Below are 11,890 nucleotides of genomic sequence, written 5' to 3'. Positions count from 1 at the left end.
TCTCCCTCCGCGTTTTGCTGTTTGGTTCTGAACTGTTCTGATCGACGTGATCAGTAATCCAGATAAATCTCGACACGACGGTTGCCGGCTTCGCCCGCCGGAACGCCTTCGTAGTAGCGCGGATCGGCCGAGCCATCCGCCCCGACAAAGATTGCATTCGGATTGACGCCAAGCTCAATCAAACGCGACACGACGGCCGCAGCACGGCCTTCGGACACACGGCGATTTACCGCCAGGTGCTGTTCAAGCGACATATTGCCGGTACGCATTGATGCATGACCAATCACGCGGATAAAGCCGCTGGTCTGCTGCCAGGTTGCGGCAACCTGTTCAAGAACGTTGTAATCTGCACCACCAAGGTTGGTCGAACCGTGCGCGAACTGGATCTGTGCGATCTGGACTTCACTGACAGCCGGGCCGGCCTGATCGATCGACTGCACGCCAAGGCGTGATGCCAGGGCATCATTGGTGACCGTCATGTCATAAGATGCGGAGTCGCCATACATCGGCTCCGCCCCGCCCAACTGGCTTTCATCGACGATCACCGAACCATTATCGGAATACATCGAATAATCAAATTCCTGCGTCTGCACTGGCGCCGGTTCGTTGGCAAAGACGCCCTGACCTTCGGCCAGACGACGCTGATACTGATCCATGACCGGATCACCAGACGATACAGGAGCACCCGCACCCGTCTGCTGTGCAGACTGTCCACTCTGCGCTGCCTGTGCTGCCTCATAGGCTGCCAGCTGCTGCGCCCGGGCATCATCACCCTGGGCCGCAGTCGGTGCTGCAGGCGGGGCTTCTGACGTCGGGACCGGGCCACTGGACGGGGATTTTGCATTCCATTCGTCGGCAATCTTGGAGCCGCTTGGCGCAGAGGTGACCGCGCTCGTGGTTGCAGCTGCCGCGGCAGTACTGCCGGTATCGGCCATCGAACTGCTGGAAACCGGTGTTGTCGGTGCCGGATTGATCGCGGGTTGCGACGCCGGTGCAGCCGGTGCGGCTTGCAGCGCGTTCACAGGCGGGCTGCTTTGACGGCGGCCACCCTGTTCATACTGGGCATTCTGGCGGTCTGCGGCCAGGCCGGCAACCAGTGCATCACGTTCTGCATCGCCGGTGACAACCGGTTTGGCGGGCGTGTCGGAAAGGTTCGGGTACTCGCCATCCTCACCCGGAATGGCTTCGTCGGATTTGACGGCGCGCTCTTCATCTTCGCCATCAAACATGTCTCCGACGGATTTGCCCCACTCGACCGGATTGATCGCATCGGGAACCGAAGAACAGGCGCCAAGTGTCAGCACCACAGCCAGGGCCGAGCCCGTCTGCAGCAATACCCGCAGCTTCCCCCTTGCAGTCTCCTGCCAAGCCCCCTGCCCGGTGGTCGATTTCAGAACGCCCATTTCTTTTCGCTGCTCCAAATTCAGTTGGACGACGTCTGCATTAAATCAATCCGCAAAAACGTCACCTTATAATTCTTGTACTACCCCTAAACGACGCGCTAGGCTAAGGCCATGATAAGCTTGGGATCAAGCAAAGTTTCAACCCGGAACGTCAATCGGATACCCGGAACATAGAACGTCAAAAGTCTTGCGATATTGCAAAGACGCAAAAATGTTCTGAAGTTACCTTGTATCCGCGGCGGTATCATAAGGGAATGCCCCATGAGCGATCAACAGGCCATCGAAACTGAAAACAAACATCCGGATCCCGAAAAGCTCTCTGCCGCTATGGCAGAGATTGCTGAGAAAAGTCAACGACTTGTGTCTGAATTCCTGGCAAAGCAGGCAGAAGATCCGGAAATATCCGACCCGGACCCGCTGAATATCGGCTCTGCCTTTGCCGAATTGACCACGCACATGATGCAAAACCCGGTCAAGCTGGTCGAAGCCCAGATGGAGCTTTGGCAGCAATATTATACGCTGTGGCACAACACCACCCTGCGTATGATGGGCGAAGAAGCCGAACCGGTTGTCTCCCCGCAAAAGGGGGATCGTCGATTCCGTGACGAGGCATGGGAAAACAATGAACTGTTTGATTTCATCAAGCAGTCATATCTCCTGTCATCCCAATGGATGCAAAACGTTGTCCACGATGTGGACGGGCTTGACGATAAAACCGCCCAGAAAGTCGAATTTTACACCCGCCAATTCGTCGATGCGATTTCACCGACCAACTTCCTGATGACCAACCCGGAAGTCATACGGACCACAATCGAATCTGGTGGCGAAAACCTGCTTAAGGGCTTGCAAAACCTTCTGGAAGACCTTGAACGCGGCAAGGGTAAACTGCAAATCCGCATGACCGATCTTGATGCCTTCAAGGTTGGCGAAAATGTCGCCACCACCGAAGGATCAGTGGTCGGCAAAACGCCGTTGATGGAACTTCTGCAATACAAGCCAAGCACCGACAAGGTTGCAAAACGCCCGCTTGTGATCGTCCCGCCATGGATCAACAAATACTACATTCTTGATCTGCGCCCGGAAAACTCCTTCATCAAATGGGCCGTTGATCAGGGCCACACGGTCTTTGTACTGTCCTGGGTTAACCCGGACAGCGAACTTGCCGAAAAATCGTTTGAAGACTACGCCAAGGAAGGCGTTCTTGCCGCCCTTGACATGATCGAACAGGCCACCGGCGAGAAAGAAGTCAATGCCATCGGCTATTGCCTTGGCGGCACACTTCTGGCCTCGACATTGGCCTATATGGCGAAAACAGGGGATGACCGGGTTAAATCCGCGACCTTCCTGACCACGCTGACCGATTTTGAAAAGTCGGGCGAACTTTCGGTCTTTGTTGATGACGAACAGATCAAAAGCCTTGAACACAAGATGTCCAAAGAGGGCTACCTTGACGGGCGCGATATGTCGATGTCGTTTAACATGCTGCGCGCCAATGATCTGATCTGGTCGTTTGTTGTATCCAACTACATGCTGGGCAAGGATCCGTTCCCGTTTGATCTGCTGTACTGGAACTCCGATTCCACCCGCATGCCCAAGGCAATGCACAGCTTCTATTTGCGCAATATGTATAACAAGAACCTGTTGCGTGAACCGGGCGGCATCAAGATCTTTGGCGAACCGATTGATCTGCGTGACATCAAAATCCCGGTCTATTTCCTGTCAACCCGCGAAGACCATATCGCACCTTGGCAGGCAACCTATGCCGGTACGCAATTAATGTCCGGCCAGGTCAAATTCGTCCTCTCGGCATCGGGCCATATTGCCGGTGTGGTCAACCCGCCTGCGGCCAAGAAATATTGCTATTGGACGTACAATCGCAATCCGGCCAACCCGGATGACTGGATGGCCAAGGCCGCCCAGCATGAAGGATCCTGGTGGACCGATTGGCAAAACTGGGTCGGCCGTCGTGCCGGTGGCAAGGTCGATGCCCGCAAACCGGGCGATGGCAAGCTTAAGGTCATTGGCCCGGCACCGGGCGAGTATGTCAAAGTGAGCTTGTCCTGATCTGATCGCAGACCACCCTGACACATTTTCACGGTCTGCCATCACGGCAGACCGTTTTCTTTTATCCGAATAGATCCAAGGGAATAATGATGGCCCACACAATCGGCTTTCTTGGCGCTGGCCGCATGGCATCGGCGATGATCAAACGCCTGCTTTCAAAGGGGTATGACGTCAAGGTCTGGAACAGAAACAAAGCCAAGCTTGAACCGCTTGTTACCCTTGGCGCGGTCGCCTGCGACACACCGGCAATGGCCGCCAAAGATGTCGATACCGTGATTTCATTTATGTCTGATGACGCAGCAGCACGATCTGTTTGGCTGGGCGATGATGGTGCGCTTGCCGCCATGCGAAAAGACAGCATTGCGATTGAATGCTCCACCCTGTCACACGGCTTTGTGCTTGAGCTTTCAAAAACAATCGAGGCCGCTGGTGTTCGATATGTTGATAGCCCGGTAACGGGCATTCCCGCCGATGTTGAAGCCGGCAACACCATCTTTTTGATCGGGGCCGCGCCTGAAACCCTTGATCGCATCACCCCGATCCTCAATGACACCGGCAAAAAGACCATTCATTTCGGCCCGATCGGGTCTGGCACGGTTTACAAGCTGATGCACAACTTGCTCGGCGCTGTTCATATCGCCGCTGCTGCCGAATTGGTTGCGGTCGCGCAAAAGGCAGGGCTTGATGGTCAAACCGTTGCCGATACCTTTGCCATCGGTGCAAATGCCAGTGGGTCCGGCCTTATGACGGTTCCTGGCATGGTCAGCGGCAATCATCACGAAAACATCCACTTCACCAATGTCTTGCGCGCCAAGGATGCATCCTATGCCCTTGCGCTTGTCAAGGACCTCGGCATGGCGACACCCGTTGGGCAAAGTGCCTATGAAGTCTTTGAAAAGGCGACAAAATCCGGCCTTGGCGATCTGGCACAGAGTGCGGTGATTGAAACGCTGAAAGCCTAGTTTGCTTTGGCCGCCTGATGCTGTTCCAAAAGCGGTTCATAGCGCGCGTCGGTCAATGTCTTGAGGAAGGCCACAATGGCATCGATGCGCTTTTCATCAAGGGCATCGCCCTGCTCAAGCTCTTTAAGCGAAATGGTTTCGGCCACTTCCGGTTCGCCCCACGGCTTACCGGTTTCCGGGTTGGTCTGATTGATCTCTGCCTTGCTGTTATATTTGTTATAGAACCGAACCACCGTCTCAAGATCGGCAAAGACCCCGTTATGCATATAGGGCCCTGTCACCGCCACATTGCGCAGTGACGGGGTTTTGTATTTGCCGCGATAGACCGGATCGTCGATGGCGGCGTTATCGAGCAACCCGTTATCGGTAAATTCTACATCCTTACGGACAGCAGCGCGCGTCGCAACATTGCGCGGCACGCCGATATTGTGGAATTCGTAATTGGTGAAAGTTTCGCCTTCGGCTGTCGGGCTGGTTTTCAGCATGTGGCAGGTATTGCAATTGGTGAATTGTTGCGAAAAGAACAGGACACGCCCCAATTCTTCCTCTGGCGTCATTTTGTATTCGCCGCGCAGGAACCGGTCATATTTGCTATCGAACGGTGCGAACTCATCACCCTCTTCAAAGGCGGCAATTGCCTTGGTCATTGCGCCATATGCATCATCCGCATCCGACCAGATATCATTGCCAAACAACGCCTTGAAGCCTGCAACATAATCGTCGTCTTCGCGCAGACGCGCAACCACACTGGCCTTGTCCGGCATCCCCATCTCAATCGGGTTCAGCGGCGGACCACCGGCCTGCTCAGCCAGATCCATCGCCCGTCCATCCCAGAACTGGCCTCCGACCGCGACACCATCTTCGCGCACATGAAATGGCGGGGAGAATTTGGCGTAGCTTGCTGTTGGTGCATTACGATCGCCAAGACTTTCGCCATCATCGCCCAATGAAAACGCCCCGCTTGCGACATCGCCCCGCGGATCACGGAACCCTGTTGATGGATCGTGGCAGGTGGCGCAGGACATGGTGCGATTGGATGAAAGGTTGGTATCGAAATAAAGTGCCTCGCCGAGGTCCGCCAGATTTTCAAAGGGTGACTGCGCCTCTGTGGCCGTCGCAACTTCCGACACACTCGCCGTGTTGCGATGTCCCGTATCGGCAAGCCGATGCAGCATCGCCGACGCCTCTTCCGCAAAGGCGGGACTGCCTGCAAAGCAGCCCATTAGGGCGAGAACGGAGGTTAGATGCAGTGACGAACGAAGACTGTGGGGCATCGAAAACACTTTGATTTGGTCGACTATCGGGTGAGGGTCACGCAATTTTTCAATCGCGAACGCTTTTCATTTACACCCACACAATTGCCCCTTGCCTTGATCAAAGTCAATGGCTGGCTGCCTTTGGCTTCCTTTACGTCCGTTTATTCAAACGCGCATCGACCAGAACCGGCATCACAGGACATCAGTCCAGTAAACCGCATTGCTGGGGGATCTTATGCCAGGTCCTCGGGGATTGATTTGACATATTCCTGCGCCAGATCGGCATAGCGATCAGCCGACACCTTGAAGAACTCGATTTCTTCCTGCGTCAGATCCCGCACCTTGCGTGCTGGTACCCCGGCCCAAAGCTCGCCAGCTGGAATGCGTTTTCCCGGTGCCAAAAGCGCATTGGCACCCAGCATCCCGCCCTGCTCAATTACACAACCATCCATCACGGTCGCACCCATGCCGACAAAGCTTCGATCTTCAAGCGTGCAGGCATGAATGATCGCCGAATGCCCAATGGTGACGTCATCGCCGATATAGGTGCCGAACTTGCCCTTGGCGACATGCACCATGGTCAGGTCCTGAATATTGGTGCGCGACCCAATGCGGATTTCATGCACATCGCCACGAATAACACAGCCAAACCAGATGCCGGTCTCAGCCTCGATTTCAACATCACCAATGATCGTCGCATTGGGGGCAATGAAGGCGGTTTCATCAATGGTGGGCTTTACCCCGCGATAGGACAAACGCATGCTGTGGGACCTTTCACAAACTGGCATTCAATGAGTTGCCGTCAGTTTAAAGTTGATACGGCCGACATGAAAGCCCGCTGTGGCAAAATTCCACCATTGCCCGATAAGATTCGCCGATAACGAAAAAGGCGGAACCAGATGGCTCCGCCTTTAATTTGTTGTTCGCCGGTTCGCTTACGGGAACAGCGGCTCGATCTCAAGGCCCATGGTTTCGGGCAGGCCCAGCATAACGTTCATGTTCTGAACCGCCTGACCGGATGCACCTTTGACCAGGTTGTCTTCGACCGCAACAATAATCACACGGCCCTGCACACGGTCCTTGACGACCCCCATCAACACATAGTTAGACCCACGCACATGGCGGGTCTGCGGCGTGACACCGAATGGCAGAACACGCACAAACGGCTCATCGGCGAACCGCTTTTCAAGGGCGGCCTGAATGTCCTCGGCCGTGGTGCCGTTGGTCATTTTGACGTAGATGCTTTCAAGAATACCGCGGCTCATCGGCATCAGGTGCGGGGAAAAGTTCACCACAACATCACTGCCGCAAGCCCAAGCAAGGCCCTGCTCGATTTCTGGCGCGTGGCGATGCCCGCCGGTGCCATAGGCATGAATGCCTTCGGTCACTTCGGCATACAACGTGCCTTCTTTCGGCGAACGCCCTGCCCCGGTTACACCGGATTTGGCATCAATGATGATGTCCTCAGCATGCACCAGCTTGCCTTCCAGAAGCGGCGTCAGTGCAAGCTGGACCGGTGTCGGATAACAGCCCGGATTGGCGACAACACGTGCCTTTTTGATCTTTTCTCGATGCAGTTCGGTCAAGCCATAAACGACTTCTTTCTGAAGGTCCTGTGCAGCATGTTCCGCGCCATACCATTCCTTGTAGGTCGCCGGATCAAACAGGCGGAAGTCGGCCGAAAGATCGACGACCTTTACGCGATCAGGCAGACCGGCAATGACTTCCTGCGTCGTGCCATGCGGCAGCGCACAGAAAATCAGATCGACGGTCGACCAGTCAGCCTCGGCTATCGAGATCATGGTCGGCAGTTTAATATGAGCAAGATGGGGGAAAACTTCCCCGAACGGGCGTCCGGCGCGTCGGTCTGCGGTCAACAGGGTAATTTCCGAAGCTTCGTGATGCGCAAGAATGCGAACCAGTTCCGCCCCGGTATAGCCACTGGCACCGAGAATTCCGACTTTGACCTTAACGTCGCTCATTTCAATTCCTACTCCATATTTAGCACCCGTTCGAAAACAGGCATTGATAACGCCCGGATGTTGGCAAACAAGCCCCGCAGATGCAAGCAATTAGGCGGGAAATACCCCTTACGATTTGCAATATTCCCATGCGCTTTGGTCATGGTTGCAAATCATTGCACCCTATTTCTTGCGCGCCCGGCGTACGGTATCGGGACAGGCGCGCGCATCCTCGGGCAAAACGGTATAGAATTTCTCAATCTTCTCGTATCCCGTGGGGCTTGCAACGGGATAGCTTGCAACGTAGCGTGCGTCAGACAGCCCAAAGTCACTGGCCTTTAGCCCGGATCGCTGCAACCACATGCGCCGATGGGCATCCGACACCACCACATCCGGGTCATCCACCAGAAAAATCGCATCACGGGCCAGCCGGTCATTGTATTTGTGATGCGTCGGCAGCCAGGCCGCCAGTTGTTTACGCAGCTCGCCCGGGCTTGGCACATTTCGCGTGCGGGTGACGAATTTTGTCATGCGGTCGACAAGGTCGCTGATATCGCCGGGTGGGACGGAACCATGGGTTGCACGGTCGATGAAAAAGGCCAGATCAATCTCGGTCGGATCTCGATTTATTACCGATTTCAGGGCGTTATACAATTTGAATAATCGCGCTATCTTGCCACCATCGGCATTGGCGGCGTCATATACCCGATGATACGCCGCCTGCACTTCATACCGCGCGCCATAGGCAGCAAAGCGTTTTTCGAAGGCAGTACGCTTACGCTCATCGACCCAGATCGCGCAAAGTATTTCAAAAGCCGCATCATTGTTGCCAAGCGCCAGGCGATGCATATCCTCGGTAAACGGTCCAAAGACGTTTTGCAGCAATCCGGGATTGGCGCGCTCGGCCGCAAACAGAATTTGCTGAATTTCCGCCCCTGCCCCGGCCGTTGCACCGCGCGGCCCCCATGTCAGATAGGCGCGCGGATCATTGGTATGGCAATAAGGATCACCTTCAAGGAAGGTCTTGCCGCTGCGGGGATTTTTCGACTGACAGAAATTGAACTGGATGACGTCGTAGTCCGTGCCCTCCAGCGCGAAGGTCAGGTGGTTGGCCCGCGTGATCGCATCAGGTGGTGGCAGTTGGGCTGGCATCAATAACCGCCAAAGCCCGACCGTGATTGCCCCATAACTCTCGGCTCCGACTGCGGCCCTAACAGCGGCATTCAGGCAAGGCTGCAGATCAACGATCGCCTGACGCGTCTTTGCGCCGACAACCCCGTCCGGCGAACCATAGCTACTGTCCGATTTGCCTGCACAATTCGCCGCCTGCGTAAAAAGCCGCTCCTGAAACACCGCCATCGCGCCATATCGGCCCAAGGTCAGTGCCCGGTTTTCAAACCGGTACAGGACCTGTGACAGGTTCTCAGCGGATGCCGGAAGTACAACCCCAAAGGCAATGACGCAGACAAGCGCAAACATGGCACCGGCACGGCACGCTGCAACTTTGATACGCGTGTGTGCTCGGAGCATGTCGATCAGCCTTAGTGCGTGAATTCCAGAAGGGGTTTGGTGAAATCAACCTGCGGATGCTTGATGATGCTGTTCAAAGCGCGACGCTGCAGCGCCTTACGTTTGGTTGTATCTTCGACAAGCTCAGACACCGCATTCACCAAACCGCCATAGGGAACATCAAGTATCCCTTTGCGGAAGCGGTCTTCGATGACCGTCTCCGGGTTAACTTCAGCCACCACAGCCTTGGCGTTGGTAAGCAGGTAAGAAACACGCACAATCTCGAAAATCTGGCTTTCGTAGAAGTGGTGATTCAGGATGACTTTTGACCGCGCAATCCACTGATCACGTTCCTTGCCATAAACCCCCATCAGAACCTTCAGGTTGAGCCCCTTGGCTTCAATCTGGTTCAAGATATCCCGCCGGCGCTCATTGATCGATCCATAAAACAGAACGTCAATGTCCTGTTCGACGGTAATATCGATCCGCTGGAGCTCTTTCTGGAAGCCAATCGGCAAGTAGCGGACCTTTTCAGCCCCCAGCGCCTTGATGACCTCGATATTGGCCGGGCTGTAATCCCAGATTTCAAGGCCAGACTCAAACCAGCCTGTCAGCTGCTCCCGCCATTTTTCTCCAACCCCCGTAAGCTGCTCGGTATTAAGGATAATCGTTCCCTCTGGCACCGCGCGCAGAGCCGAAACATCCAGCAAATGCGCCCCGACAATGACGTTCACGCCACCTTGCACAAACTGATTGGTCTGGATCTGGGCCGGATGCCCCGCCTCCCGGATCGAATACATCAAAAGCTCGGCCAACTCCGCAAACGCCAGCGAATGAATATAACCCGGAGGCTGGACGATGCAGATGTTGTAGAGTTTCTGAGTATTCATAATCAAAAATCTTTTCTGTTTAAATTGTTAGCTTTAGCTGGCTGTGCGCTTGAGATATCCGTCCGGCGCAACACTAATCAGAATCTTGTCTGAGATAGCCTGATCGATTTCAAACTCGGGGTGAGTTTTCAAATATTCCCAAACCGCTGTTTTCGGATTATCCCCAACCCCCCAAGGGCGATCAGGAAATGCATCATTTGAGAGATCTTCAACCACTGTATCAAACACTACGCAGTAACTCTCGACACTAACCAGCGGCGCGTAAAGTTTTAGCTCTGATAAAACATGTTCATGGGTGTGGTTGCTGTCGAGCACAACCAGAATTTTCGAATAGTTTGCAGCGACCTTCTTTACCTTGGAGAAGATCTCATCCGAAATACTGGATCCTTCCAGCATTTCAATCCTTGGATACATGGGATGTGCTTCGATGGCCTTACGGTTATGGGCACGAATATCAATATCAACGCCCAGAACTTTTCGCTTTGGCTTCGAAGGATCAAGCATCTCACCGTTCAGTACTGCTTCCGACATTTCCAAAAGCGCCAACATTGAAGCGCTAAAAATCAAGGACCCGCCGTGTGCAATGCCGGTTTCAATGATCAAATCCGGCTTCACCGTCCAAATCAGCTCCTGCAGGGCACATATATCCTGCGGATACTGTATGATCGGCCTTCCAAGCCATTCAAAATTATAAGAATATCGTTCCGATATAGACTCCCGCATAAACACATCAGCAGCATTTTTCAACGTATTGGATTTTTCCATTTTTGCGGACCCGCCTCTATTTTCTGGTATCTGTTTCAATAAGGTTGAACCTATCCGATGTTATCCGGCGAATTTCATCAGTGTAATTAGAGTTCATCACATAGACATCAGACCCTTGCTGTAGTGACGCCATCGCTTCATCCGGAGAAATCACCGGCACACCAGTTACGGGCAGGTATTTTCCCTGCTTAGCCGGGTTAATATCAACCGCGGCCTTCACATTGTATCCAGCACGCATCATCAATAATGCAAAGATAACGCCTTTCGATGCACCACCCCAAATAACGATATTTTTTTCAGGGTGTGTTGGAATATTCAAAAAGTCTTCCGGAAAGGGCAGTCGCTCATCTGAACCCATTTCAGGTGTCCCAAGTGAAGCCAGGTCTGCAACGACATAAAGATACTGACCACCGAAAAGTCGCCCCTTCTCCAGGATGCGGCCAAATATTCGGTCAAAATCGCTTAGACGGAAATAATTAACATGCTCATAGAAAATATCGAACCAAACCTTGTTTTCGCAGATCCAGTCAAAACACGGAACTTCGATATAAATGAGCCCCTTTTCACCGTTTGCGACCTTAAGCCGTTCAAGAAACGAAACGGGGTCGGGAATATGTTCCAATACATGTCTCAGAATCAGCCCATTGGATGGCGCCATAACTCCGGGCTCGAAGTATCGTTTCTCAATTTTTGGGTTGCTTCCTTCGTAAGTTGGATCAAACCCTGTAATCGTTGCTCCTTTGGATGACAGGAGCTCCAGAAAAAGGCCTTTTCCGCAGCCAACTTCTACAAGATCGGACAATTGCATTGTCCGCTGGATGATCTCAGAGACACCTTCAAGGTGATCCTTGAAGAAAGTGCTATGACCCTGCTCATTATCGTAGTTCGCGTCGTAGTCGATAATTGACGGATCAAATGCGATATTGCGAACTAAACCCGTTTGGAGGTCTTCGACGACTTCTATATCACCCGTGACACAACTTATTGCATCACTTTGGCTTGCATAAACACGGTTCTGAAGTACTGGAAACGACTTCTGCCGATACAACACATTGACACCTGAGCTTGAAGTCATAAAGT

10 protein-coding genes are annotated in these 11,890 nt (G+C 53.5%); 2 read left to right on the top strand and 8 right to left on the bottom strand.

The window, feature by feature from the left end:
• Positions 1 to 50: 50 nt before the first annotated feature.
• On the bottom strand, positions 51 to 1,403 hold the full coding sequence (locus tag DY252_RS10785) for an OmpA family protein (protein ID WP_064789507.1): 1,353 nt from the start codon (positions 1,401 to 1,403) through the stop codon (positions 51 to 53).
• Between the two features lie 261 nt (positions 1,404 to 1,664).
• Between DY252_RS10785 and DY252_RS10780 the strand changes: the two genes are divergently transcribed.
• Both DY252_RS10780 and DY252_RS10775 read left to right on the top strand, forming a co-directional pair.
• A complete protein-coding gene (locus DY252_RS10780) occupies positions 1,665 to 3,467 on the top strand; it encodes a PHA/PHB synthase family protein (RefSeq protein WP_064789506.1) in 1,803 nt (600 codons plus the stop codon).
• An 86-nt stretch (positions 3,468 to 3,553) separates the two neighbouring features.
• The gene (locus DY252_RS10775; RefSeq protein ID WP_245960878.1) at positions 3,554 to 4,429 is read left to right on the top strand and encodes an NAD(P)-dependent oxidoreductase; all 876 of its coding nucleotides are present in this window, start codon (positions 3,554 to 3,556) and stop codon (positions 4,427 to 4,429) included.
• On the opposite strand, the gene DY252_RS10770 is transcribed toward DY252_RS10775, so the two are convergent.
• The 7 genes from DY252_RS10770 to DY252_RS10740 form a co-directional block, all read right to left on the bottom strand.
• A complete protein-coding gene (locus tag DY252_RS10770; RefSeq protein ID WP_174713877.1) occupies positions 4,426 to 5,703 on the bottom strand; it encodes a cytochrome-c peroxidase in 1,278 nt (425 codons plus the stop codon). The genes DY252_RS10775 and DY252_RS10770 overlap by 4 nt on opposite strands.
• Before the next feature lie 215 nt (positions 5,704 to 5,918).
• Positions 5,919 to 6,446, bottom strand: coding sequence for a gamma carbonic anhydrase family protein (locus DY252_RS10765; RefSeq protein WP_082923531.1), 528 nt, complete (start codon positions 6,444 to 6,446; stop codon positions 5,919 to 5,921).
• Between the two features lie 174 nt (positions 6,447 to 6,620).
• Positions 6,621 to 7,667: an N-acetyl-gamma-glutamyl-phosphate reductase gene (gene argC / locus DY252_RS10760; RefSeq protein WP_064789503.1), complete on the bottom strand. Its 1,047-nt coding sequence runs from the start codon at positions 7,665 to 7,667 to the stop codon at positions 6,621 to 6,623.
• A gap of 162 nt (positions 7,668 to 7,829) precedes the next feature.
• Positions 7,830 to 9,176, bottom strand: coding sequence for a hypothetical protein (locus tag DY252_RS10755; RefSeq protein WP_064789502.1), 1,347 nt, complete (start codon positions 9,174 to 9,176; stop codon positions 7,830 to 7,832).
• An 11-nt stretch (positions 9,177 to 9,187) separates the two neighbouring features.
• The gene (locus tag DY252_RS10750) at positions 9,188 to 10,045 is read right to left on the bottom strand and encodes a CgeB family protein (protein WP_064789501.1); all 858 of its coding nucleotides are present in this window, start codon (positions 10,043 to 10,045) and stop codon (positions 9,188 to 9,190) included.
• Positions 10,046 to 10,078: 33 nt separating this feature from the next.
• Positions 10,079 to 10,810, bottom strand: coding sequence for a cephalosporin hydroxylase family protein (locus DY252_RS10745; protein ID WP_064789500.1), 732 nt, complete (start codon positions 10,808 to 10,810; stop codon positions 10,079 to 10,081).
• Positions 10,811 to 10,826: 16 nt separating this feature from the next.
• Positions 10,827 to 11,885, bottom strand: a complete 1,059-nt coding sequence (locus tag DY252_RS10740; RefSeq protein WP_064789499.1) for a class I SAM-dependent methyltransferase — start codon at positions 11,883 to 11,885, stop codon at positions 10,827 to 10,829.
• Between the last annotated feature and the right edge of the window lie 5 nt (positions 11,886 to 11,890).

The organism is Thalassospira indica, assembly GCF_003403095.1.
In the GTDB taxonomy this organism is placed as follows: Bacteria; Pseudomonadota; Alphaproteobacteria; order Rhodospirillales; family Thalassospiraceae; genus Thalassospira; species Thalassospira indica.
This window is presented reverse-complemented; position numbering and strand designations above follow the sequence as displayed.

What these genes read in the sequence shown, in the direction of transcription:
- DY252_RS10785 (WP_064789507.1), bottom strand. Translation starts at nt 1,403, where the DNA reads ATGGGCGTTCTGAAATCGACCACCGGGCAGGGGGCTTGGCAGGAGACT.
- DY252_RS10780 (WP_064789506.1), top strand. Translation starts at nt 1,665, where the DNA reads ATGAGCGATCAACAGGCCATCGAAACTGAAAACAAACATCCGGATCCC.
- DY252_RS10775 (WP_245960878.1), top strand. Translation starts at nt 3,554, where the DNA reads ATGATGGCCCACACAATCGGCTTTCTTGGCGCTGGCCGCATGGCATCG.
- DY252_RS10770 (WP_174713877.1), bottom strand. Translation starts at nt 5,703, where the DNA reads ATGCCCCACAGTCTTCGTTCGTCACTGCATCTAACCTCCGTTCTCGCC.
- DY252_RS10765 (WP_082923531.1), bottom strand. Translation starts at nt 6,446, where the DNA reads ATGCGTTTGTCCTATCGCGGGGTAAAGCCCACCATTGATGAAACCGCC.
- argC (WP_064789503.1), bottom strand. Translation starts at nt 7,667, where the DNA reads ATGAGCGACGTTAAGGTCAAAGTCGGAATTCTCGGTGCCAGTGGCTAT.
- DY252_RS10755 (WP_064789502.1), bottom strand. Translation starts at nt 9,176, where the DNA reads ATGCTCCGAGCACACACGCGTATCAAAGTTGCAGCGTGCCGTGCCGGT.
- DY252_RS10750 (WP_064789501.1), bottom strand. Translation starts at nt 10,045, where the DNA reads ATGAATACTCAGAAACTCTACAACATCTGCATCGTCCAGCCTCCGGGT.
- DY252_RS10745 (WP_064789500.1), bottom strand. Translation starts at nt 10,810, where the DNA reads ATGGAAAAATCCAATACGTTGAAAAATGCTGCTGATGTGTTTATGCGG.
- DY252_RS10740 (WP_064789499.1), bottom strand. Translation starts at nt 11,885, where the DNA reads ATGACTTCAAGCTCAGGTGTCAATGTGTTGTATCGGCAGAAGTCGTTT.